We start from the raw sequence: 25,699 nt of genomic DNA on the forward strand, positions 1-25,699 counted from the left end.
AGGAAAATAGATATATGATGAAGCATAAGAAATTCAAAGGTCTTCAAAAAAGAAAAGCAATATCAGGATATCTGTTTATTATGCCTTTCATTATCGGCTTTCTGGTGTTTATGGTAAAGCCATTCTTCCAGTCTCTCTATATGAGCTTCTGCAACGTGAAAGTTGGAAGCAGCGGATTTGAACTCATATATGGTGGAATTGTAAACTATTTAAGAGCCTTTACCGTAGACATTGAATACAACAAGCTTTTAACAACAGAAATTACTCGAATGTCATATAATTCCGTGGCAATCATGGTGTTCAGTTTCTTTGCAGCAATGATACTGAATCAGGAGTTTAAAGCACGGGCGTTTGTAAGAGCTATCTTCTTTCTTCCGGTGATTTTATCTTCCGGTGTTGTTTTGGGGATTGAATATAATAATACACTGCTGGCTGGGATGCAAGATGAAATCCAGCGATCGGCCGGGGGCACCTCTATTACGTCTGCCATCCAGAACATACTCACCATAAACGGAATAGGTAGCAGTTTATTTGAGCTTGTTTTTAAGATTGTAGATGGAGTCTATGATGTGGCAATCGCATCGGGAATCCAGATTATCATCTTTTTATCCGGGTTACAGACCATCTCCAGTAATATGTACGAAGCAGCGGCAATCGAAGGCTGCACCCGTTGGGAAAGTCTCTGGAAGATTACGTTTCCCATGATCAGTCCCCTGTTTTTGGTAAACTGGATTTACACCATCATTGATTTTTGTATGAGATCTGATAACAAGGTAATGGAAAAAATCAGTAAGACCATGATCGTAGATTTGAATTATGGGTTTGCTTCTTCCATGGCATGGGTTTATTTTGGAATCGTAATTGTCATTATAGCCATAAGCTCATTGATTATATCCAAGGGGGTTTATTACTATGAATAAGACAGCGGTAAATAATAGATGGGCTAACTACTGGGGAAGAAACTTAAAATCCGGTGGTTATCTTCTAAGAAAAAGTATAAAGAATTTCGCTTATCGCATCATCCGTTTTTTTATGCTTTTTGGAATGTGCTTTTTAATCCTCCAGCCGATTTTTAACAAGATATCCATTAGTATCATGGCAGAAGAAGATTTATACAATGCAATGGTTATTACGGTACCGGAGCATTTTACTACAGCTAATTACCAATTGGCGGGGCAGTTTATGGATTACTGGAAAACCATGGCAAATACAGTATTTGTGTCCCTCACGATTGCTATGTTACAAATTGCTGTCTGTACCATCGTAGGGTATGGCTTTGCCAGATTTGAGTTTCCTCTTAAAAAGTTCTGGTTTGCCTGTGTGATGCTGGTAATTATCATTCCGCCCCAGACCATATCCACTTCACTGCATTTGCATTTTAGATTCTTTGATTTGTTTGGTATCGTTAAGATGCTTACCGGCAGCACCATCAATTTAAGAGGCTCTGCATTGCCTTACTACTTGATGAGTGCTGGCTGTATGGGACTTAAAAATGGATTATATATCTATATGATCCGTCAGTTCTTTCGAAATGTTCCAAAGGAGACAGAGGAGGCGGCCTATGTGGATGGCTGCGGAACCTTTAAAACCTTTGTCCAGATCATGCTGCCAGGGGCAAAGCCCATCCTGACATCCTGTTTTTTGTTTGCCTTTGTGTGGCAATGGACGGATGGTTTTTATTCCAAGATGTTTTTGGGAAATATAAAGCTTCTTTCCGTACAGCTCCAGCAGATTGGTGAAAGGCTTGGCAACTACATGATTCATACCTTAAACCAGGCCACAGGTGCCTCCGTGGGATATACCCAATGTATTGTATCCACAGGCACTCTGATGGTAATATTTCCTCTTCTGCTGCTTTATCTGTTTGCGCAGAAGGGATTCGTAGAGAGCCTTAGCAGTTCCGGCATTAAAATGTAAAAATAATAAAAAATAGAGGAGAAGATGAAGTATGAAAAAGTGGAAAAGAGCAATGGCTCTGATAATGGCATCTGCAATGGTAAGCAGTTTGACTGCTTGTGGGGGAACAGGTAAGGCTGCAGATGTAAAAGTATCCGATAGCACAGAGGATAAAACCTCCGAAGGGGATGAGGCTAAGGGTTCGGAATCTTCTGAACAGGAGGGAACGTATACCGTACTTAAGGATGACACCGGAAAGCCTTATGATCTTGGAGGAATGGAAATAACAATCGCAGACTGGTATTCTTCCGGCGATGAAGAAATACCGGCAAGTGCTTATGAAGAGGCACGACAAGAGTATATAGACTGGATCCAGGAAACCTACAATTTTAAAATCAAACAAAAGGCGATTACGTCCTGGGGAGACTCTCCAGAGGATTATGTAAATTATGCCACTACAGGCGGAAGTGAAAACTACCTTTTCACCCTGTATCAGGGAACGGCTTTAAGCTCTGCTGTGAACAGTGGACTCATGTATGATTTGTCCACCTTGGATTGCCTGGATTTTTCCGATTCCAAATGGGTTCCTTCTATTATGGAATTAATGAAAAAGGGAAATTCTGTCTATGGAATGAGAGGTATTCCTCATCAGGCTACTGCCGGTATTTTCTTCAATAAGAGATTGCTGGAGGAAGCAGGAATCAAACCGGATTCCCTCTACGAAATGCAGGCAAATAAGGAGTGGACCTGGGCAAAGTTTGAGGAATTATGCAAACAGGTTCAAAAGGATACGAATAACGATGGCATTATTGACCAGTATGCAATGACAAACTTTTCAAGTACCTTCTACCCTGCAGCAATGGCTTCCAATGGAGGAGGTCTCATTAAAAAGGATGAGAATGGCCGTTTTTATAACACTCTGGAGTCTGATGAGACCATGGAAGCATTAAACTGGTCTATTGATATGATTTCCAAGTATGAAATGGTATACCCAAAAGATTCCAAATGGGATTATACCTATACGGCCTTTGCGAACGGGGAAGCTGCATTTACCTGTGCAGAGTCTTATAGTGCAGGTGACTGGTCAAAAATGGAGGATGACTTTGGATTTGTCTGTTTTCCTATGGGACCTAAAATGGATCATTATGTAAACTATGCCCAGGATACTCTTGTCGTAATTCCTTCCTGCTATGATAAGGAGAAAGCATGGAAGCTGGCTTTTGCCTACAATCTTTATACGGATCCGGTCCCTGGATATGAAGATTACGAATCCTGGAAAGATGGTTACTATAAATCCTTCCGCGATACAGAATCAGTGGATCAGACCATTGCTCTTATGATTAACAGCGGTGTTCCAAGGTATGAGCAGGCCGTGAACGGTATTGATACAGGAAAGGATCTGTACTGGAAGATCAACAAGGATAATACTCCGGCACAGCAGGCAGAAGCAATTCGAAATACGTGGCAGTCTTATATTGATACGGCTAACGGAAAACAATAAAAGGTTACAGCCCTTTTCATGGAGGAAACAATGGGAGATTATTTTAGCATAGACGGCGGTTTGGTGCGTTTTCTGTCAAAGGCATCGGATATCTGTATCATTGGTATCCTTTGGCTTATATGCTGTCTGCCCATTGTTACCTTCGGGGCTTCCACGACTGCGGCCTATTATACGATCATTAAAGTGGTAAAAAGACAGCGGGGGACTCTGTCCCGGGAATTTATTCAAGCATTGAAAAAGAACTTTAAAGATTCCATTATGATTCATTGTTTCTATCTAGTCATAGAGGGATTTTTGGTTTTTAATATCTATCAAGCATATCAGGCGTTAGAAACCAGAGATTCTGCCGTGGCTCTCAATCAACTTTTTATATATGCAGCATTTTTATTACTGGTGATGACAGCAGGTATTTATACGTATCCGGCACTTTCCAGATTTTCAATGAAAAGAAACGAATTGATTCAATTTTCATTTATTGCCATGTGCCGGCATCTGCCAATTACAATACTACTCATTCCAATCTTTTTAGCGTCAATTGGTGCGATGGTACTGTTACCGGTGGGGATTATCTTTATGCCGGGAATATGTCTGTATCTGTACAGTCTGATCATGGAGCCGGTTTTAAGAAAATACATGACAGAAGAGATGAAAAAACAGTGGGATGGAGAGGAGGAGTAACATGAAAGGACCTGCCGCACCCAAAGATCCGGAAAAGAAAAAACCATACTTTTATATCATAAGAGAAAAAGAGATATATGGAGCAAAGCTTGATGAGGAAAAAGGGATTCATTTTATTTATGAAAATGACGGAAGGCTTATAAGCAGCGCTCAGATTACAGGAAATATATCGGATTCCAATATCCTGGAGCTCTTAAAAACGACTCAGGGATTTCGTACGTTAGTACATAGTATCGGCGTATCAGTCGAGACGGAAGACTCTTCAAGCAAAGTAGATTTTATCTTTCAGATGTATGGAAACAAGGACATCTACGGTGGTGGTACCAACTTAAAACTATCTCTGAATGGAGACGGAATGGAAGAGAAAATCAACTTATGTGAGATTGATTGGAGTGAGGATGACAAAGAGCCCGGACAGATACGTTTTGAATTTGATACTCCTGAGATTCTCGGAAGAGCCAGTGTCCGACTGTACTTAAACGACGGATATTCTGTGCCAGATGTCAGTGAAGAGAGTGAGGTGGATGTTTCCTTGGAAACGTATCATACCATGATCGCTCGTTCCCTGATGCAGCTTGGTAACCCTAAAAGATTGGCAGGAGCAATCAAACGTGCCAAAGAAGGAAAGGATGTGACCCTGGCCTATATTGGCGGTTCCATTACCCAGGGAGCAGGGGGAACACCCATTAATACGGGATGCTATGCCTATAAGTCATATAAGTCCTTTGCAGATCGCTACGGGAATGGAAACAATGTACATTTTATCAAAGCTGGAGTGGGCGGAACTCCTTCTGAGCTTGGAATGCTGCGGTTTGACCGGGATGTACTGCGTGATGGAAACTATCCAGATGTGGTTGTAATTGAGTTTGGAGTTAATGACGAAGGGGATGAAACAAAGGGAAACTGTTATGAGAGTCTGGTAAAAAAAGTTCTCATGCTGCCCAATGAGCCGGCAGTGATCCTGTTGTTTGCAGTATTTGCCAATGATTGGAACTTACAAAAGCGGCTCTCTCCGGTAGGCCAGCTTTATGAGCTTCCCATGGTAAGTATCTTAGATGCCGTATCTCCTCAGTTTCCATTGACAAAAGAGACCGGCCGGGTGATATCAAAAAATAAATTTTTTTATGATATGTTTCATCCAACCAATGCTGGTCATACCATCATGGCGGATTGCATTACCTATTTGCTGGAACAAACAGAACGGGAGAAGGAGTGGATAGACTGCACTCCAAAACTGCTCTTAAAGAAGCCGGCAATTGGTGATGACTTTGTTTCTGTGAAGCTGTTGGATAAAAAGAATCATAATCCGAAAGCGAATATTCGGTGCGGAGGTTTTACAAAAACAGATACCGAGCTGCAGCGGGTTGAGATGGATGAAGATCTTTTTGGCACCCCCCAGTTTCCGTATAACTGGATGTATGATGGTACAAAGGCTTTCGGTGATTCAACCTTTGAGCTCACGATAACATGTCGTGCCTTGCTCCTGATCTACAAGGATTCCGGAGCCAATGACGTAGGAAAAGCAGACGTGTTTTTAGATGGAAAAAAGGTTTTAACCGCTAATCCCCGTATTGTTGGCTGGGTGCACTGTAATCCAGTTATTGTTTGTAACGATAGGCATTCACAGGAACATATTCTTCAAATAAAAATGGCCCAGGGCGACGAAAATAAAAAATTCACCATACTGGGATTTGGATATGTAAATTAGTATTTTGTAAGATCAGGCACTTATTAATCACTACAAGGAGAACTGTATGGTAACAGCAAACAATCCAATTTTATCTGGATTTTATCCAGATCCCTCTATCTGCAGGGTAGGGCAGGACTTTTATCTGGTAAATTCCAGCTTTGCCTATTTTCCAGGTGTGCCTATTTTTCATAGCAGAGATTTGGCTCATTGGGAACAGATCGGCAACATCTTAAACCGGGAGGAACAGCTTCCTCTGGAGAACAGTGAAATATCCCAGGGGATTTTTGCACCCACAATCCGCCATCATAATGGCGTGTTTTATATGATCACTACCAACATCAACCATGGCGGAAACTTTATAGTAACCGCCCAAACCCCAAAAGGACCATGGTCTGTACCGCATTATTTAGGAAAGGAGGCACAGGGAATCGATCCGAGTCTTTTTTTTGATGAGGATGGGAAATGTTATTATGTAGGAACAAGGCCAAATCCAGAAGGAGTCCGCCATAACGGAGACTGGGAGATATGGATTCAGGAGCTCAGTCTCACAGAAATGAAACTAGTGGGCAAAAGTATGGCAATCTGGAAAGGCGCCTTAAAGGATGCCATCTGGCCGGAAGGACCGCATATTTACAAAATCGGAGCTTATTATTATCTGATTCACGCAGAAGGAGGCACCGGGCCGGATCATGCAATCAGTGTGGCAAGAAGCAGGGAGTTGTGGAATTGGTTTGAAGGCTGTCCACGTAATCCTGTTTTCACTCACCGTAACCTGGGGATGAATTATCCGGTCGTATATACAGGACATGGGGATTTGGTTGATGATGGCAATGGGGGCTGGTATGTCATCATGCTGGCTTCTAGATTATGTAAGGGACATAGCAGTATGGGACGTGAGACGTTCCTGGCAAAAGTGACCTGGGAAAATGACTGGCCGGTCATCAATGCAGAAACCGGCAAACTGGAGTCCCAGGTGGAGCTGCCATTTCCTCCCTGCCGCTTTGAGAAAGAGGTCCTGGAGCATGACAGCTTTCATTTTTATGGTAAAAAACTGGATGAAAGATTTGTCAGCATACACAGGTGCAGGGAAACCATGTATTCCCTTACAGAACGACCGGGATTTTTACGGCTCTACACCAGAAAAGAGAAAATCAGTGATAAAGCTGATGCCTCTTATCTGGGAATCCGTCAAAAAAGTTATCAATTCCGGCTGTCTGCGGGGGTGGAGTTTAATCCTTCAAAAGAGGGGGAGACAGCAGGTTTGGTTCTATACCAGAATCATGAAAATCATCTGCTCATGGAAATTGCCAAAAAGGGAAATGGACGATATTTCATTGTCACAACTAATATTCATGGAATAAAACAGATGATTGCTGAAAGAAAGCTTGAGCCCGTTGGCTTAGTGGAAATCAATATAAGGGCGAATGTACAAGAGGCAGATATCTGGATTACGGAGGGGGATATCCGTACCCAGGTGGCCAGAAACGTAGATTTACTTCCTTATACAACAGAACGGGCCGGAGGTTTTGTGGGCTGCACGATGGGAATGTATGCCTCAGCAAATGGGAATGAGAGTGCAAATTATGGGGATTTTGCATGGCTCTTATATGAAAAATAAAATAAATATGGGGATCAGGGGGTCACAAACATGAGAAGGGACTGGAAAAAAAATTTAGGAATCGTTATGCTCTCAGCAATTATGGTGATTGATACCAGTATGATAGCAAGAGCTGCTGGTTGGACAGAAAAGACAGACGGATGGTATTTTGAAGAAAACGGGGATTATCAAAAGTCTGTCTGGAAAAAAGCTGATAAAGGTTATTATTATCTAAGTGAAACTGGTAAATTGCTTACGGATTCATGGGTTGCTGACGGAGATAAAAAGTATTATGTGGACTCCGAAGGACTACGGGTGAAAAATCAGTGGATTAACACAAAATCCTGGGATGACGCGGAAGACAGCACGGAATACTGGTATTATTTTAACGCAAACGGGGAAATGCTGACTGGAAAACAAAAGATTAAGGATAAGAAATATTTCTTTTCTGAGGAAGGCAGGATGCTCACTGGTTGGGTCACTTATACCAATGGGACAGCGGAAAATCTTACCGATGATATCAGTCTTGACGATACCTACTATTGTCTTGAAGATGGCGAAAGAGCCAGCGGCTGGTTTGAACTGGCTCCTCCGGCAGATGAAGATAATAAGGGTGAAACCTACTGGTATAATTTTGAAGGAAACGGCAAAATCCGGAGAAATAAAAAGAATAAGGTGGGCGATTACGAATTTTGCTTTGATACTCAAGGCAGAATGATTGATGGCTGGGCTTATAAGACACTAGATAATTCCTTTGTCAAGGTAGATGAAAACACAGAAGCCGTAAACGAGTACAATGACGATTCCAGCAGATACTATTATTGCGGAGCAGAGGGAGTTGGGGTCGTTCAAAAGAATATCTGGCTGAAAGTCGTTCCTCCTGGAAAAGAAGGAGATCCGGACGAGGGTGACAAATGGTATTATTTTGACAAAAAGGGTTTTATGGCTATGCCTGATACTGAGTCAACAGCCACGCCTTCAGAGGCCTCACCTTCAGAAGCTACACCGTCCAGAGCGAGCCGCGTGATTGAAATCAGAAAAGTTGATACCACTGGAGAATATAAGGTGAAAGGAGGCGACGGAGACTTACTTCAAGTTTTGCTAAGACAGTTTAACGATAAATACTATTTGTTTGATAACAAGGGACAGATGGTAGATGGCCTTTTATACGTATATAATAAGGAAGGAAAAAATCCATTAAAGGAAGGCTATTACGATTTTAGTGCGGATGGAGCCAGAAGAACCGGCAAAGCAAAGAAGGAAGAAGCTGGAATCAATTATGATTACTATTTTTCAAAGAAAAATGAGGATGGATACTCTCTGGGACAGGGAGTGACCGGTGTATACGACGGAAAGCTCTACTATAAGGGTCTTTGTGTTACCGCAGACGATAATTACGAGTATGAACTGGTATATGTTCCAGATCTTGCAGGTGAAAAAGGCACTGGACTGTTTGTAATAGATGAAAATGGGAAGGTGAAAACCAGCGGTACAACGCCAGAGTTTTCGGATGGAAACAAATATCGGATCAAGGGCGGCAAATCGAAAAAGAGTGGATATCAGGTCTTTCTGATGGAAAAAGGGGTAAGAGAAGGAACCCTTCTTCAAGCAGATGATGCAGACCGGACGATACACTTTGATCAGCCAATGTTTAAATAAAATTTTGTCATAGAATTCAATTACACCCTGCCAGTATCTCTTAAAAAGAAGTCTGGCAGGGCTTTTTGTGGTATTTTATAAATATAAAAAGGAACATTGGTGGAAAAACCTGTTGCTGTATGATATAATAAAACCAGCAAATGATAAGGAGCACAAACAACAGAATATGGACAAATCTCAGGTATTAAAGCATTATTTCGGCTATGACACCTTCCGGGAAGGGCAGGAGCCTTTGATGGATGGGATTCTGGAGGGAAGAGATGCCCTTGGCATCATGCCTACCGGCTCTGGCAAATCCCTTTGCTTTCAAATTCCAGCTCTTATGATGGAAGGAATCACGCTAGTCATATCCCCTTTGATATCTCTTATGAAAGATCAGGTATCAACACTTAACCAGGCAGGAATTCACGCCGCATATCTTAACAGTTCTCTGACGGCCAGTCAGTATTACAAGGCCCTGTCCTATGCCCGGGAGGGGCGATATCCCATTATTTATGTAGCACCCGAACGTCTTTTAACAGAAGAATTTTTAGATTTCGCCCTTCATGCCAGGATTTCCATGGTAGCCGTTGATGAGGCTCACTGTGTTTCCCAATGGGGACAGGATTTCAGGCCCAGTTATTTAAAAATTGTAGATTTTATAGAGAAGCTTCCAGTCCGTCCGGTCGTCAGTGCATTTACGGCAACGGCAACGAAAGAAGTCCGTGAAGATGTGATAGACATTCTTATGCTTCGGGAGCCTGTGATCGTATCAACCGGTTACGACAGGCCCAATCTCTATCTGGGGGTACAGGCGCCAAAGGATAAATACGGCACGCTAAAAAACTTCGTTGAACTGCACAAAGACCAGTGCGGGATTATTTACTGCCTGACCAGAAAGCTGGTGGAAGAGGTCAGTGACCGGCTGAGAGGAGATGGATTCTCCGTAACGAGATATCATGCCGGACTTAGTGATGCAGAGCGAAGAAAGAACCAGGATGATTTTATTTATGATAAAATCACCATTATGGTAGCGACCAATGCATTTGGAATGGGGATTGATAAATCAAATGTAAGATATGTCATTCATTATAATATGCCAAAAAATCTGGAATCCTATTATCAGGAGATTGGCCGCTGTTCGAGAGACGGAGAACCAGGAGAATGCATTCTTTTATACAATGGCCAGGATGTAATCACCAACCAGATGTTTGTAGAAAACAATCAGGATAACCAGGAACTGGACCCGCTGACGAAGGATCTTGTTATGGAGCGGGACCGGGAAAGACTGAAAAAGATGACCTTTTACTCTTATACCAATGAGTGTCTGAGGGATTACATACTGCGCTATTTTGGGGAATACGGAAAAAATTACTGCGGCAACTGTTCCAACTGCCTGACTCAGTTTGAGACAGTGGATGTGACGGAGATTTCAGAACATCTTATCGGATGTGTGGAGACGAGCAGACAGCGTTATGGAACCACAGTTATACTGGATACCGTACATGGGGCAAGTACAGTCAAAATTAGAAACTACCGGATGGATGAAAATCCCCATTACAGCACCCTTTCAAAAACTCCTCTCTATAAGCTGAGGCAGGTCATGAATTACCTTTTGCTAAACGATTATCTGGCGGTCACCAATGATGAGTATGCCATTGTGAAGCTGACAGAAAAATCGAAACGTGTTATGGAAGAGCCTGTGACAATCACCATGAAGATGGCAAAGGAACAGGAATCCGGCACCAGGGAAAAGTCTGCGAAAAAAATTAAAAAATCAAGTGCAGCTTCCCAGCTTTCCGGTGAAGAGGAACTGATTTTTGAAAAGCTGAAAGCGCTTCGCCTTTCCATTGCAAAGGAAGAAAAGGTTCCGCCTTATATTGTATTTTCAGATAAGACTCTTTCGCATATGGCTATCATAAAACCTGGGTCAAAAGAAGAGATGCTTTCTGTATCTGGAGTGGGAGAATTTAAAGTCGATAAGTACGGCAGTCGGTTTCTTCAAATATTTAAAGAATAAATGATTGAAAAATGCAAATAAATGAATGGATACATGGAAAGACTACCTGTATTAGCATACAGGAGGAATGATCATGAAACGTTCACTGATATTAATGCTTGTGGCTTCCCTAACAGTAAGTCTTACAGGATGCAGTCATAGATTTGGCTCAGAAAATACAAAGGCAGCAGCAGAATCATCTTCGGAAACAAATGATGCACAGGCTGCACAGGCGACTGCCAAGGCAGCCACTCCATCAACAACGCCCCAGTATGTGTTTCGATATGGGGAAGTAAATGGAGAAGATAACATTGTAACGCAGACAGGACATAAGTTTGCAGAATACGTGGATCAATTATCAGATGGCCGCATAAAAATTGAAATTTATCCAAACCATTCCCTGGGAGATGAAAGAACTTCCCTAAGAGATCTTCGAAGGGGTGGAAGATATATTGACATGTACCGGGGAAATACAAACGCTCTGACTGGATACGGCTTTAAGAAGCTGAGCTTGTTTGGTCTTCCTTATATTTTTGAGAGCAGGGAAGGAATGTGGAAAGTCCTGGAAGATGAGCAGCTTGGGCAGGCATTTTTGTCAGAGGGCACGGAAGTAGGTGCCAATATGGTAGGGCTTTTTTATACCGATGAAGGTGCACGAAATATATTCTCTACCAAAAGGATTCGTAATTTAGATGACTTAAAAGGGATGAAGATCCGTGTTCCGGAATCGGTCCTTATGATGGACACTTTTTCCGCTCTCCAGGCACGCCCGATTCCTCTTCCTTATGCTGATGTTTCAGAAGCATTGAAAAGCGGCGTCATTGAAGGGGGAGAAAATCCGGTCACTGCCTACCAGTCCAATCGCTTATTTGAAGTCGCACCCTACTATTTGTTAAGTGGACATGTATTCAGCCCCGGAATCGTTCTCATGGCGGAAGATAAATGGAACATGCTTAATGAGGAAAATAAAAATATACTTTTGGAAGCTGGACGTATGGCATCTCAATGGAATCGGTCAGCCATTGAGCAGGAGGAAGCAAAGATATATCAGCTGCTGGAGAGCGAGGGCGTGACTGTAACCAATCTATCTCAAGAGGATATGGAAAAAGCCCGTAATTTAGAAGAAATTGTAAGAGTCAGCTTTACGCCAGGTCTGGAAGACTACCTGGCCAGAATCATCGAAATCCAGAAATAATCAAGAGGGTGTTGTAAAATGAAGATTTCATACAAGATACGGTTGTAAATCAAACAGCCAGTTATTATATCTTGATGATGTATTTCATGTTGCAATACCCTCCTATTTACTTATGGTCCTTTACAGTCCCTGTTCAATTAGGGACAACTATGATATTATGAAGAAAAAAAGATAAGGAAGAAACTATGAAATTTTTTCATTTGTCTGATTTACATATAGGAAAACAGTTAAATGGGCGAAGCTTAAAGGAAAATCAGGAAGCAGTTCTAAGTCAGGTTGTGGAATATGCAAAAAAACTCCATCCTGATGCCATATTAATTTGCGGTGATGTCTACGATAAAACAGTTCCTTCAGGAGAAGCTTACACCATGTTTGGAGACTTTCTTGGTGCTCTTTCTGAAATCAGCCCCAAAATCACTGTACTTATTATAGCAGGAAACCACGATTCACCAGAACGTCTTTCCTATGCCGGATCATTTTTAGAGAAGCACCACATTCATTTGTCTGTATTTCCTCCTAAAAATCAAGATGAGTACCTAAAAAAAGTTGTGCTGCTAGATGAGTTTGGACCTGTGAATTTCTATCTTATGCCTTTCTTTAAGCCTGGATATGTCCGAACACTTTTTAAGGACAATCAGCCGGAAGGCTATGAAGAAGTTGTCCGGGCGGTTCTTAAACGGGAGAATATAGATGACAGGGAGCGCAACGTCATTTTATCTCACCAGTTTTACGCGGGCGGCGGAAAAGACCCTGAAACTTGTGAATCAGAACAGGCAGTTATTATGACAGGGGGACTGGACCGGGTGGATGCCTCTTTGCTCACCGGCTTTGATTATGCAGCCCTTGGCCATATTCATGGTTCCCAAAAGGTTTTAAAAGAGACGATTCGATACTGCGGAACTCCATATAAGTATTCCGTCAGTGAAGAGTACCATAAAAAATCCATTCCCTATGTGACCATGAAAGAAAAGGGACAGGCTTTACAGCTGGAATTCCTCCCTCTTTCCGGCATTCAGGATGTAAGGAGAGAACGGGGGAAATTAGACGAGATTCTTTCCAGAGCGACGGAAGAGAGCCGTCATGATTTTGTCAGCGTGACCATAACTGATGAGGAAGAGCCATATCGTATCAGAGAGCAGCTGGAGGAGGTTTTTGATCATTTATTAGAGCTTCGGATAGACAATGAACGGACCAGGAGCATGTTTTTAGATCAGGGAGAGCCGGTACCTGTCTTAAATCCCATGGAAGCATTCCTTCAGTTTTATCAGACCGTAAGAAATGATGAGATGACGCCAAAGGCCAGAAAGGTCATGGAGAAAATCATACAGGAAGCAAAGGAGGAGGAAGGATTATGAAGCCTCTTACATTAACGTTGTCAGCATTTGGTTCCTACGGCACCACCCAGACCATAGATTTTAATCGAATCGGACATGGAATATTTCTCATTACCGGAGATACGGGAGCAGGAAAGACTACCATATTTGATGCAGTATCCTTTGCGCTTTTTGGTGAGACAAGCGGACAGAAGCGGGAACCTGCCATGATGAGGAGCCAATATGCTCCCGAGGATGAGGAAACCTATGTGACTTTGACTTTTTTAGAGCATGGGGAAGTGTATGAAATAAAAAGGAGCCCTTCCTATATAAGAATGAGCAAACGAAAGAATAAAAGCGGTGAGTATACCGGCGTTCAAGTGCCTGCAAAGGCCTCTTTATTTCTTCCTGACGGGTCTGAATATCCTGGTAATCTTAAAGATATTAATGTTAAAATACAGGAAATCATAGGTGTTGACCAGAACCAGTTTTCCCAGATTGCAATGATTGCCCAGGGAGATTATTTACGGCTCCTCCACGCTTCCTCCAAAGAACGAAAAGAGATCTTTTCAAAGATTTTTAATACTGGAGTTTTCCAACGTATCCAGATGAAATTAAAAGAAAAGAACAGTCTTTGCCTTGAGAAGTTAGAGGATAACCGAAAGCTTTGTTTTCACGAGCTAAGCCATATGGAGCTATTAGAAGATAGTAAATACATCACAGACTGGCAGGAGCTTTTGAGGTTTAAAGAGACAAGAACAGAAGATATTCAGCTGGTTTTATATCAGGCAATGGACGAATTAAGAGAAAGAACGGAAACACTTCATGAACAGCAGGAAGAAAGCACGGCCCTGCTTTTTGAGGTGAAGAGCCGGCTGAGCCTGGCGGAGGAGGTCAACCGGATTTTTGACAGCCTTACAGAAGCAGAGAAACATATGGAGCAGCTGAAAGAGGAACAGGAGACATGGAAGAAAAAAGAGGAGCATTTAAAAAAAGCCAGGCTAGCTGAAAAGCTGGAGTCAGCTGCCGATCAGCGCCTGGAAAAAGAAAGTGCATATAAAGAGGCTCTCCACCTGTCTGATATCCTGAAAAATGAGCTTGAAGCATTGAATCAGTCTCTTTCAGAGGCTGAGCGGGCAGCGGAAGATGAAAAGAAAATAGCAGATGAGGAGCTTCCACGTCTTCAGCTGGAGGTTAACCGGCTAAATGAGGCGATGCCACTGTATGCCACATGGAACCAGGAGAAAAAAATCTGGAAAGAGTTAAAGCATTCAGAGCAAGAGGAAAAAAGCAGATTAGAAAAGCTTGACTCCCAAATACATGACCGAAAAGCAACGCTCTTACTAAGGGAGTTAAAACAAAAGGAGTTTGAAAAAAAGGCGGAGCATCTACCCGTTTTGATTCAGGAAACAAACGAACTTAAGGAGCGGAAACAAGGATTAGAGCTCTTAAAAAATGAATTATCTCTGCTTGAAATAGAGCAGGCTCATAAAGAAAAGAGTCAGGAAAGTACTTTAAGAGCCCGAAAAAAATATATAGAAGCGGACCATATTTACAATGAACGATACGATCTGTTCCTGGCTCATCAGGCAGGTATTCTGGCAGAGAAGCTGTCCGAAGGAGAAGCCTGCCCGGTGTGTGGCTCCACCCACCACCCATTAAAGGCAAGTCTTTCCCATGATGCCGTTACGCAGGATATGGTGGAGCAGGCAAAACTTCAGCGCAGCCAGGCAGAAGACGGACTTGCTCAGGCGACAAAAGAAAGCATTGCTGCTGAAGAGCGTTTAAAGCATCAGGAGGAACAAATCAGAAAAGATCTGAAACGGTGGTTTCATGCTCCCTTAACTTTTACTCAACTTAAGGAATGCCTGGGAGAAGAAATCAATAAGAATGAAACTCTCCTTTCTAAAGCCATGGAACAGGAAGAGGAAGCAAAGGAAGCAGAAAAAGGCCGGAAGGAAATGCTTGAGACAATCAGAACAGACCGCACGACTCTGGAGAAACTGGAGTCTGACAGGGAAGAGGCAAGAGTCAGTCTGCAGGAGAAAGAGATAAAAGCCTCTGCTTTTACGGAGAGAATCAAACAATTGGAGGAGCGTTTGCCATTTCCAGAGGAGGAAGCTGCAAACGCTCATAGAGAAAGAATATTAAACCAGTTGGAGCACCGAAAACAATCTTTAAATATCTCAAATGAGAACGTCCGTCGTCTTTCGGAAGAAACAAGAGAAAAGAAGGGACGTCTGGCATCAGAACTTGAGAACCTGGAATGGAGAAGGCTGTCGGCAGAGCAGGCGGAAAAGAAATTCCTGGAAGGATTAAAAGCAATGGGATTTGACACAAAGGAATCATACTTAGAGGCCAGGAAAACTCCTGAAATTATGGAACAATGGGAGAAGGATCTGGATGCTTACGAAAAAGAGCTTTTAAAGTCCCGTACCATATGCAGCCAGTTAAAGGAGCAGATAAAAGGAAGGGAAAGAATCGATTCAGAGCCATTTAGAGAAAAAGAACAGGTATTAACGGAAAGGCAGAAAGAACTTCAGAAAGAAGAGGCGATAACGTCCGGCATCTTAAGCAGATTGAAACAATCCTATGAAACCCTTAACCGTCTCTGGAAGGAGAGGGAAGTACTGGAGGAGGAATATAAGCTTTACCACGATCTTTTTCAGACTGCCAATGGAAAGCTTTCCGTCAGTCTGGATTTTCAGACCTTTGTACAGCGCCAGTATTTCAATCAGATGATCCAGGCAGCCAATAAGCGGTTAAAGGATATGACTGACGGTCAATTTCTCCTTAAATGCAGGGAGCTTGACGCCCTTGGAAGGCAGGGAGAGGTTGGGCTTGATCTGGATGTTTACAGTATGACAGCCGGAAAGGTACGGGATGTAAAAACGCTTTCCGGCGGAGAATCCTTTATGGCAGCTCTTGCCATGGCTCTTGGTATGTCAGATATCATACAGAGCACGGCAGGGAATGTATCCATGGATGCTCTTTTTATAGATGAAGGCTTTGGCTCCCTTGATGAGGATTCCAGAATGAAGTCTGTTCGCATACTGAAAGAACTGGCCGGGGAACGTCGCCTGATCGGTATTATTTCACACGTAACAGAATTAAAAGAACAGATTGGGAAAAAGCTTCTTGTGGAGAAAAGTGAAAGAGGAAGCAAAATACGCTGGGATATTGACCAGTTTTCTCCTGAGTCATAGGATTACATCAGGAAAACTTTTTTGTCTCTCTTTTCACACTGTTTCTGACTTCCGATAAGCGGGATAGCAGATCCTCTAAATCAGCCCCGCTTAGTGGAAGCAGCTTTTGCAGCAGCTGATTGAGAAGCGTTGGATTTAGATTTTCTTCATCGAAAAACTCTCCTGGAGTAATCTTAAAAAACTCACAAATGGACAGGAAGTCCTCCATGCAGGGGGTAAAACGGCTTTGCTCTATTTCTTCCACATATGTTTCCCTTTGTCCAAGAGAAAGGCTCATATCTTTTGCTGAGATACCCATTTGAGTGCGCAAAAGAACCAGTCTCTCCGATATAAATTTTTGATTCAATTTATTTGACCTCCTTTTTCCATATATTGGATATTTTGTTCTCAAGAGTCATTATAAGAGAGGATGGGAGAGGAATCAATAGAGAAGCATTTATTTTCTAAAGTGGGATTCCTATGACAAAGAAATGGACGAAATCGATAATATGTTCTATAATAAACGTTGAATCAAACAATAGTTTTTGCTGGAAAGGAACGATACCATGTTAAAATGTGAAAGAACAAGTGTAATGAATATAGAAAATGCCATTCGCGGTGCAAGAAATCCAATGAACAGCTGGGACCGGATGGACAGCAGCTACAACGAGGATGGGGAATACATATTAGGGCCTAATGATTTAGGACTGGCAAAACGCCTTAGAAAAGCAGGAGGTGATCACCGGAAATACATTCGTCAGATTTTTGTATCCGTAGATATTACCGCTCCCCTTTACTGGTGGAAGGAATACGATACCTACAAAGTATCGACCGTAGCCAATTCCACAAGTACCATGCATAAGATTCACAGTAAGCCGTTTGAGCTGTCTGATTTCAGTCATGATCATATGACAGAACAGACACTTGTGTTTATGGAATCTGTAGTGGCTGAGCTTGAAAAGATCCGCCTTCGTTATCTGGAGAATAAGAATAAGGACGACTGGTATGATATGATCCAGCTTCTTCCATCCAGCTACAACCAGATGCGGACATGCACCTTAAACTATGAAACGCTGATCAATATGTATTTTGCAAGAAAGAACCACAAGCTGGTGGAATGGCATACCTTCTGCCAATGGGTGGAGAGCCTTCCTTATGGGAAGGAACTGATTCTTTTAGAGGATTAAGACAGGAAAAGGAAAGGGTTAATTATGAATCTAATTGTTGCAGTGGATAAAAACTGGTCCATCGGCAATCAGGGCCAGCTTCTCGTATCCATTCCCGAAGATAAGAGACTGTTTCGGGAAGAGACTCTGGGAAAAGTGATTGTAATGGGCAGGAAAACGCTGGAAAGCCTTCCAGGGAAGCAGCCCCTGTACGGACGAACGAATATAGTGCTTACTAAGAATCCTGATTATAAAGTAAAAGGAGCCATTGTCTGCCATAGCTTTGAAGAAGCCATGGAAGAACTGGAAAAACACGATGAAAATGATTGTTTCATCATTGGAGGTCAGAGTATTTACGAACAATTCCTGCCCCACTGTCATACAGCACATGTGACATATATCGATTATTTATACAGTGCTGATACCCATTTTCCAAATCTGGATAAGGACCCGGAATGGGAGATGACAGGGGAAAGTGATGAGCAGACCTACTTTAATCTTTGCTATACCTTTCGGTTATATCAGAAAAAAAATACTGATTAAGCCTCCTGGAAAAAAACTTTGTTAAAATTTTATTGATATTTTCTATAAATGTTGTCATGGTCCTTCAAAGGTGGTAAGATGGTACTGATGGCATTCTCCTGAAGGATTTTGTCGATTTCAGGAACGGTGCTCAGGTATATTCACGAAGACATTAGGAGGATAAAGATGTATAGGATTCTAAAAGCAGAATTGTTGGCCGACAAGATCTATCTGATGGATGTGGAAGCACCCCGGATCGCAAAAGCCTGTCAGCCAGGAGAGTTTGTTATCGTTAAGATGGATGACAAAGGGGAGAGAATTCCTCTCACCATTTGTGACTATAATCGGGAAGAAGGTTCGATTACAATTGTATTTCAGACTGTTGGCTCCAGCACCCAGAAGATGGCGGTTTTAAAGGCCGGAGACAGCTTTGAGGATGTGGTGGGACCATTAGGAAATCCCTCTGAATTCGTTCATGAAGATATCGAGGAGTTAAAGAAGAAAAAGTTCTTATTTGTGGCCGGAGGCGTGGGTACAGCACCGGTTTATCCTCAGGTAAAATGGATGAGAGAGCATGGCATTGATGTGGATGTAATCGTAGGTTCCAAGACTAAGAATCTTTTGATTCTTGAGGATGCCATGAGAGAACAGGCCGGCAATCTCTATGTTACAACGGATGACGGTTCCTATGAAAGAAAAGGAATGGTAACAGAAGTAATCAAGGATCTGGTACATAATCAGGGGAAGAAATACGATGTTTGTGTAGCCATCGGTCCTATGATTATGATGAAGTTTGTCTGCCTTTTAACAAAAGAGCTTGAGATTCCAACCATTGTAAGTTTAAATCCGGTTATGGTAGACGGAACCGGCATGTGCGGTGCCTGTCGTATTACTGTTGGCGGTGAAGTGAAATTCGCCTGTGTAGATGGACCTGAATTTGACGGCCATCTGGTAAACTTTGATGAAGCCATGAAGCGTCAGATGATGTACAAGTCAGAAGAAGGACGTGCGGTTTTAAAGGAAAGTGAAGGCGATACCCATCACGGTGGATGCGGACAGTGTGGAGGTGACGAGTAATGGACGTTTTAAAGAAAGTACCAGTAAGAGAACAGAATCCAAAGGTAAGAGCAACTAATTTTGAGGAAGTCTGCCTTGGATACAATGAAGAAGAAGCAAGAGAGGAAGCTTCACGCTGCATCAAGTGTAAAAACCCAAGATGTGTGGGCGGCTGTCCTGTTTCCATAAATATTCCAGGATTTATTAAAGAAGTGGAAGACGGTAATATCGAAGAAGCATCAAAGATCATTGCATTGTCTTCTGCCCTGCCTGCGGTATGCGGACGTGTATGCCCCCAGGAAAGTCAGTGTGAAGGCGTATGCATCCGTGGAATCAAGGGAGAACCGGTTTCCATTGGAAAGCTGGAGCGTTTCGTAGCGGATTGGTCCAGAGAACACGGTATCGTACCTCAGGCTCCAGAAAAGACCAACGGAAAAAAGGTAGCAGTCATTGGTTCCGGCCCCTCCGGCCTTACCTGTGCGGGGGACCTTGCAAAGCTTGGTTATGAAGTGACCATTTTCGAAGCTCTTCATGAGCCAGGCGGAGTTTTGACCTATGGTATCCCAGAGTTCCGTCTTCCCAAGGAACGCGTGGTTCAGCCTGAGATTGACAACGTAAGAAAGCTTGGCGTAACCATTGAGACCAATGTAATCATTGGTAAATCTGTAACCATTGATCAGCTTTTCGATGAGGAAGGTTTTCAGGCCGTATTCATCGGTTCCGGTGCCGGACTCCCCATGTTTATGGGAATACCAGGTGAGAATGCCAACGGCGTATTCTCAGCCAATGAATATTTAACCAGAAGCAACCTGATGAAAGCATTCCGCGATGATTATGACACACCGATTGCAGCAGGCAAGAAGGTAGCAGTCGTAGGCGGCGGAAACGTTGCCATGGATGCAGCCAGAACAGCGCTTCGTCTTGGTGCAGAGGTTCATGTTGTTTATAGGAGAAGTGAAGCAGAGCTTCCTGCCAGAGCAGAAGAAGTTCATCACGCAAAAGAAGAAGGTATTATTTTTGACCTGCTGACCAATCCGACTGAAATCTTAACCGATGAAAAAGGCTGGGTCAATGGAATGAAATGCATTAGAATGGAACTTGGAGAACCGGATGCATCCGGCAGAAGAAAACCGGTAGAGGTTAAGGATTCTGAATTTGTCATTGACGTAGATACCGTCATTATGTCTCTTGGTACCTCACCAAATCCTCTGATTTCCAATACGACTAAGGGATTGGATATCAATAAGCGCAGATGTATTATTGCGGAAGAGGATACTGGAAAGACCAGCAAGGAAGGCGTTTATGCCGGCGGAGATGCAGTAACAGGTGCTGCGACCGTAATTCTTGCCATGGAAGCCGGCCGTGCCGGTGCCAGAGGAATTCACGAATTTCTTTCTGCCAAGGATTGATCCGTAGATAGAAAAGGGCTGCCGTATGGCAGCCCTTTTGAAACGGAGTAATTGATGTATGAACAGAAAAATTGATTTGTTAAATGGAAAAATATTTAAAGCCTTAACTGGCCTGGCACTGCCTATTATGGGAACAGCCATGCTTCAGATGGCCTATAACTTAACGGATATGGCTTGGCTTGGACTGGTAGGGGCGGAAGCAGTTGCTGCCGTAGGTGCAGCGGGAATGTATGTATGGCTGTCCCAGGGAGTGGTAGCAATGGCCAAAATGGGCGGACAGGTTAAAGTGGCTCACTCCTTAGGCCGGAAAGAGCCGGAGGAAGCTGGGAAATATGTTACGGCTGCCTTACAGATGGGAATGTTATTTGCTGTTTTGTTTGGAGCAGTTTGCTATTTTGGAGCAAGCTTATTGATTGGATTTTTTGGATTGAATCATGAATCCATTATTCTAAATGCCCAGGTATATTTAAAAATCACCTGCGGGCTTATTTTTTTCTCCTTTTTTAATGGAATTATAACTGGAATTATGACTGCAACGGGAGACAGCAGAACGCCTTTATATGCAAATGTAGTCGGTCTCGTTTTAAATATTGTTTTAAACCCGTTATTAATCTTTGGGTTTGGTCCATTAAAGGGCTTTGGCGTGGCTGGTTCTGCATCAGCTACCGTGCTGGCGCAATTTATTGTTTCTGTGATGTTCTTAAGAGCCATCCGAAAGGACAAACATGTTTTTGACAAGGTTCATATATTACACAAGGTTCCCTGGAATTACAGAAAGGAAATCGTTAAAATAGGGTTTCCTACCTCAATCCAGAATTTAATCTACACCAGCATCTCCATGGTCCTGACCCGTTTTGTAGCCGGTTTTGGAGATACAGCTGTTGCAGTGCTAAGGGTTGGAGGCCAGATCGAGTCCATTTCCTGGATGACAGCCGATGGTTTCGCGGCTGCCATTAATTCCTTTATTGGACAAAACTATGGAGCCAGACAATTTAAACGGGTGAAAAAGGGATATTCCACAGCCATTGGTATTATGGCTGTCTGGGGGTTCTTCTGCTCTGCACTCTTAATATGCTTTCCCTCCCAGATATTTGGAGTTTTTATTCATGAGCAGGATGTGATTCCCCTTGGTGTTAAGTATCTTGTAATACTGGGATTCTCTCAGATGTTCATGTGCCTGGAGCTTACCACCATTGGAGCTTTATCCGGCCTTGGGAAAACATTGTTATGTTCCATCATAAGCATCATATTTACCTCCGCAAGAATCCCTCTTGCAATTCTTTTAAGCGGTACCTCTCTGGGACTTGATGGTATCTGGTGGGCATTCTCCATATCCTCGATTATAAAAGGAATTTTGTTCTTCCTCTGCTTTTTGCTGGTTGCAAAAAAGCTTCCAAACGATTAAAAATGGTAAAATAAAACAAAGTTATTACATCAAATTTAAAAAATTAATAATTTTGGACTTGAATTTTATTCCTGTTTTAGTTAACATATATAGTAGAAAATATGGTAAAAGGGAACGGATGATGAAACGAAAATTACTATTTAACAGCATTCATAAGAATGCAAAAGGACTACGAAAGTTTTTTTTAAGTTCGCTCATAGGTATCCTGGTCGTAAGCCAGACAGTGCCGGCTTATGCTCTTACGAAAGCAGAAAAAGAGAAACAGGAAGCGCAAAAAAAGATGGAAGAGGCCAATCAAAAGGCCAAGGATGCGGAGAATAAAAAGAGTGCCGCTCAAAGTCAGGTATCAAAGCTTACTTCTAATCTCACAGAACTTTTATCTGATATCAAGGTACTGGAAAATGATATGGCGAATAAAGAAGCCGAAATCAAACAGGCCGAAAAGGATTATGAAGAGGCAAAGAAAGAAGAAGAAAAACAGTATTCTGCAATGAAAAAGAGAATCCAGTATATGTATGAAAAGGGCGATACGGAATATCTGGATATATTTCTTCAGGTAAAGAACATGTCTGATCTTCTTAATAAGGCTGAGTATGTAGAAGGCATTTATACATATGACCGTAAGATGCTTGAGACATATCAGGAGACCAAACAAAAGGTTGCCGATTACAAGGCTGACTTGGAAGATGATAAAGCCGAGATGGAAGGCATGAAGCTTGAATATAAGGAACAGCAGGGCCAGCTTGAGACCTTGATCAGCAAAAAGAAAAAAGAGGTTTCCAACTTTGACGGCCAGCTTGCAGTTGCAAAGCAGGAAGCTGCAGCTTATGCCAAGACTGTAGAGAAGAAGAATGAGGAAATCCGTAAGGCGAAGGAAGAAGAAGCCAGACGGAGAGCCGCTGAGGAAGCCAGGAAAAAAGCAGAAGAAGATGCAAGAAAGAAAGCCGCAAAGAATACTTCTGGTAAGTCCACAAGTGCCAACAATACATATTCCGGGCCAACCGCAGCAAAGAGCAGCGGCGGCAGCGCCTCGGGACGAGCTGTGGCTGACTATGGCCTTCAGTTCCTTGGAAATCCATATGTCTTTGGCGGAACCAGCTTAACAAACGGAGCGGACTGTTCCGGCTTTACCCAGGCGGTCTACCGGAAATTCGGTTATTCTCTGCCCAGAAGCTCAACGGAGCAGCGCTCTGCTGGCCGGGAGGTGTCTTATGCAGATGCCCAGCCGGGAGATTTGATCTGTTATGCAGGCCATATAGCTATTTACATCGGCAATGGACAGATTGTTCATGCAAGCAGCCCAAGGACTGGAATTAAGATAGGTACAGCTACTTACCGGACCATTCTATCTGTAAGAAGAATCGTTTAAATGTCATAATATAGTTGAAAGCCGGAAGGCAGAAATCCCGTGATTTCTGCCTTCCGGCTTTTGTATAAAATAAAAAACACTTGCGGAAATCGACATAATATGAGAAAATGTAATCAAGTATGATGTGATATATTTAACAAAGTACTTTTCACAATTATTACTTATTCGAAAGGAGTTTTAACATGATTTATTCACATGAAGTAGAAGAGATGTGCGTAGTAGCACAGGGCGTTCACCACGGCGCAGCTCCAATCCCGGAAGAAGCAAAATGGGTAAAATCTAAAGAAGTTAAAGATATCTCCGGTTTAACACATGGCGTTGGTTGGTGTGCTCCTCAGCAGGGTGCATGCAAGCTGACTCTTAACGTAAAAGAAGGAATCGTTCAGGAAGCATTAGTAGAAACTATCGGTTGCTCCGGTATGACTCATTCCGCTGCTATGGCAGCTGAGATTCTGCCAGGTTTAACTGTTTTAGAAGCATTAAATACAGATCTTGTTTGTGACGCTATTAACACTGCTATGAGAGAGTTATTCTTACAGATCGCTTACGGAAGAACTCAGAGTGCATTTTCCGAAGACGGTCTTCCAGTAGGTGCGGGCCTGGAAGACTTAGGAAAAGGACTTCGTTCACAGGTAGGAACCATGTACGGAACCTTAAAGAAAGGTCCTCGTTATTTAGAGATGGCAGAAGGTTATGTAACCGGCATTGCTCTTGATGAGGAAAATCAGATCATTGGTTATCAGTTTGTAAGTCTTGGCAAGATGACTGATTTTATTAAAAAGGGTGACGATCCGAATACCGCTTGGGAAAAGGCAAAAGGACAGTACGGCCGCGTTGCAGATGCTGTTAAGATCATTGACCCAAGACATGAATAATCGGCTGACCGGAAAATAGTTATTGGCCAATAATAAGGAGGACAAGGTAATGGCATTATTTGAATCATATGAAAGAAGAATTGAAAAAATCAATTCCGTATTAAATAGCTATGGGATTGCTTCTATCGAAGAAGCTGAGAAGATTACAAAAGATGCAGGTCTTGATGTATATGAGCAGGTAAAGAAGATTCAGCCGATTTGTTTTGAAAATGCGTGCTGGGCATACATAGTTGGTGCAGCAATCGCCATCAAAAAAGATTGCAGAAAAGCAGCAGACGCTGCAGCAGCCATTGGTGAAGGCCTTCAGGCTTTCTGTATTCCTGGATCTGTAGCTGATCAGCGTAACGTAGGTATCGGACACGGAAACTTAGGAAAGATGCTGTTAGAAGAAGGTACAGACTGCTTCTGCTTCCTTGCAGGACATGAGTCCTTCGCAGCAGCAGAAGGTGCCATCGGTATTGCTGAGAAGGCAAACAAAGTTCGCCAGAAACCTTTAAGAGTTATTTTAAATGGTTTAGGAAAAGATGCTGCTCAGATCATTTCCAGAATCAACGGCTTTACTTATGTAGAAACAGAGATGGATTACTACACAGGCGAAGTAAAAGAACTTTTCAGAAAATCTTATTCTGAAGGCTTAAGAGCAAAAGTAAACTGCTACGGTGCCAACGACGTAACCGAAGGCGTTGCTATCATGTGGAAAGAGGGCGTAGATGTTTCCATCACCGGTAACTCCACAAACCCAACCAGATTCCAGCATCCAGTAGCAGGTACCTATAAAAAGGAATGCAACGAGAAAGGCAAACAGTACTTCTCCGTAGCTTCCGGCGGCGGTACAGGCCGTACCCTTCACCCAGATAACATGGGCGCAGGCCCAGCTTCCTATGGTATGACAGATACTATGGGACGTATGCACTCTGACGCTCAGTTTGCAGGTTCTTCTTCCGTACCAGCTCACGTTGAGATGATGGGTCTTATTGGTATGGGTAATAACCCAATGGTAGGTGCTACTGTAGCTGTAGCTGTCGGAATTGAAGAGAGCGCTACTGCTGGTAAGTTCTAAGAAATAAGCTTGATTTTATTAGGGATTGTAATAAATAGACGAAAAAATACGCATAAGTAATCATAAGAAGAGGAGCCGTTTTTGCGGCTCCTTTTTTCTGTATAAAATGAGGGTAAATTGAGATTATGAGACATATTTCCTTATT

Annotated in this window: 20 protein-coding genes; 19 read left to right on the plus strand and 1 reads right to left on the minus strand. The window is 42.7% G+C overall.

Going from position 1 to position 25,699, the window contains the following annotated elements; translation table 11 throughout:
* Positions 1 to 14 precede the first annotated feature (14 nt).
* From OW255_RS06015 to OW255_RS06065, 11 genes are all read left to right on the plus strand, one after another.
* Entirely contained in the window at positions 15 to 920 is a 906-nt protein-coding gene (locus OW255_RS06015) for a carbohydrate ABC transporter permease (RefSeq protein WP_268115985.1), read from the plus strand.
* A complete protein-coding gene (locus tag OW255_RS06020; protein ID WP_268115987.1) occupies positions 913 to 1,917 on the plus strand; it encodes a carbohydrate ABC transporter permease in 1,005 nt (334 codons plus the stop codon). The genes OW255_RS06015 and OW255_RS06020 overlap by 8 nt, the downstream gene beginning before the upstream one ends.
* Positions 1,918 to 1,948: 31 nt before the next feature.
* Positions 1,949 to 3,397, plus strand: coding sequence for an ABC transporter substrate-binding protein (locus OW255_RS06025; protein WP_268115988.1), 1,449 nt, complete (start codon positions 1,949 to 1,951; stop codon positions 3,395 to 3,397).
* 30 nt (positions 3,398 to 3,427) lie between these two features.
* Positions 3,428 to 4,075: a YesL family protein gene (locus tag OW255_RS06030; RefSeq protein WP_268115990.1), complete on the plus strand. Its 648-nt coding sequence runs from the start codon at positions 3,428 to 3,430 to the stop codon at positions 4,073 to 4,075.
* 1 nt (position 4,076) lies between these two features.
* Positions 4,077 to 5,783: an SGNH/GDSL hydrolase family protein gene (locus tag OW255_RS06035; RefSeq protein WP_268115991.1), complete on the plus strand. Its 1,707-nt coding sequence runs from the start codon at positions 4,077 to 4,079 to the stop codon at positions 5,781 to 5,783.
* Between the two features lie 46 nt (positions 5,784 to 5,829).
* Positions 5,830 to 7,383, plus strand: coding sequence for a glycoside hydrolase family 43 protein (locus tag OW255_RS06040; RefSeq protein ID WP_268115992.1), 1,554 nt, complete (start codon positions 5,830 to 5,832; stop codon positions 7,381 to 7,383).
* A 30-nt stretch (positions 7,384 to 7,413) separates the two neighbouring features.
* The gene (locus OW255_RS06045; protein WP_268115993.1) at positions 7,414 to 9,021 is read left to right on the plus strand and encodes an N-acetylmuramoyl-L-alanine amidase family protein; all 1,608 of its coding nucleotides are present in this window, start codon (positions 7,414 to 7,416) and stop codon (positions 9,019 to 9,021) included.
* Between the two features lie 166 nt (positions 9,022 to 9,187).
* Entirely contained in the window at positions 9,188 to 11,020 is a 1,833-nt protein-coding gene (recQ, locus tag OW255_RS06050) for a DNA helicase RecQ (RefSeq protein WP_268115994.1), read from the plus strand.
* A gap of 73 nt (positions 11,021 to 11,093) precedes the next feature.
* Positions 11,094 to 12,194, plus strand: coding sequence for a TRAP transporter substrate-binding protein (locus OW255_RS06055; RefSeq protein WP_268115995.1), 1,101 nt, complete (start codon positions 11,094 to 11,096; stop codon positions 12,192 to 12,194).
* Positions 12,195 to 12,379: 185 nt separating this feature from the next.
* Positions 12,380 to 13,549 carry an exonuclease SbcCD subunit D gene (locus tag OW255_RS06060; RefSeq protein WP_268115997.1) on the plus strand — a complete coding sequence of 390 codons (1,170 nt, stop codon included), beginning with the start codon at positions 12,380 to 12,382 and terminating at the stop codon, positions 13,547 to 13,549.
* On the plus strand, positions 13,546 to 16,713 hold the full coding sequence (locus tag OW255_RS06065) for an AAA family ATPase (protein ID WP_268115998.1): 3,168 nt from the start codon (positions 13,546 to 13,548) through the stop codon (positions 16,711 to 16,713). The genes OW255_RS06060 and OW255_RS06065 overlap by 4 nt, the downstream gene beginning before the upstream one ends.
* A gap of 7 nt (positions 16,714 to 16,720) precedes the next feature.
* Here the strand turns inward: OW255_RS06065 and OW255_RS06070 are convergent, their stop codons facing one another.
* Complete coding sequence (locus OW255_RS06070) at positions 16,721 to 17,059, minus strand: helix-turn-helix transcriptional regulator (protein WP_024836789.1); 339 nt, start codon at positions 17,057 to 17,059, stop codon at positions 16,721 to 16,723.
* 199 nt (positions 17,060 to 17,258) lie between these two features.
* On the opposite strand from OW255_RS06070, the gene OW255_RS06075 reads away from it, so the two are divergent.
* From OW255_RS06075 to OW255_RS06110, 8 genes are all read left to right on the plus strand, one after another.
* The gene (locus tag OW255_RS06075) at positions 17,259 to 17,879 is read left to right on the plus strand and encodes a hypothetical protein (RefSeq protein ID WP_024836788.1); all 621 of its coding nucleotides are present in this window, start codon (positions 17,259 to 17,261) and stop codon (positions 17,877 to 17,879) included.
* A 24-nt stretch (positions 17,880 to 17,903) separates the two neighbouring features.
* Positions 17,904 to 18,401 carry a dihydrofolate reductase gene (locus tag OW255_RS06080; RefSeq protein WP_024836787.1) on the plus strand — a complete coding sequence of 166 codons (498 nt, stop codon included), beginning with the start codon at positions 17,904 to 17,906 and terminating at the stop codon, positions 18,399 to 18,401.
* Positions 18,402 to 18,566: 165 nt separating this feature from the next.
* A complete protein-coding gene (locus OW255_RS06085) occupies positions 18,567 to 19,457 on the plus strand; it encodes a sulfide/dihydroorotate dehydrogenase-like FAD/NAD-binding protein (protein WP_268116001.1) in 891 nt (296 codons plus the stop codon).
* Entirely contained in the window at positions 19,457 to 20,845 is a 1,389-nt protein-coding gene (gltA, locus tag OW255_RS06090; RefSeq protein WP_268116002.1) for an NADPH-dependent glutamate synthase, read from the plus strand. The genes OW255_RS06085 and gltA overlap by 1 nt, the downstream gene beginning before the upstream one ends.
* A 58-nt stretch (positions 20,846 to 20,903) precedes the next feature.
* A complete protein-coding gene (locus tag OW255_RS06095) occupies positions 20,904 to 22,250 on the plus strand; it encodes an MATE family efflux transporter (RefSeq protein ID WP_268116004.1) in 1,347 nt (448 codons plus the stop codon).
* A 118-nt stretch (positions 22,251 to 22,368) separates the two neighbouring features.
* Positions 22,369 to 23,619: a C40 family peptidase gene (locus OW255_RS06100; protein WP_268116005.1), complete on the plus strand. Its 1,251-nt coding sequence runs from the start codon at positions 22,369 to 22,371 to the stop codon at positions 23,617 to 23,619.
* Between the two features lie 182 nt (positions 23,620 to 23,801).
* Positions 23,802 to 24,494 (plus strand): iron-sulfur cluster assembly scaffold protein, encoded by a 693-nt coding sequence (locus OW255_RS06105; RefSeq protein ID WP_024836782.1) that lies wholly within the window; start codon positions 23,802 to 23,804, stop codon positions 24,492 to 24,494.
* A 49-nt stretch (positions 24,495 to 24,543) separates the two neighbouring features.
* The gene (locus tag OW255_RS06110) at positions 24,544 to 25,554 is read left to right on the plus strand and encodes a GGGtGRT protein (RefSeq protein WP_024836781.1); all 1,011 of its coding nucleotides are present in this window, start codon (positions 24,544 to 24,546) and stop codon (positions 25,552 to 25,554) included.
* Positions 25,555 to 25,699 lie beyond the last annotated feature (145 nt).

It is taken from the genome of Lacrimispora xylanolytica, from assembly GCF_026723765.1.
Lineage (GTDB): Bacteria > Bacillota > Clostridia > Lachnospirales > Lachnospiraceae > Lacrimispora > Lacrimispora xylanolytica.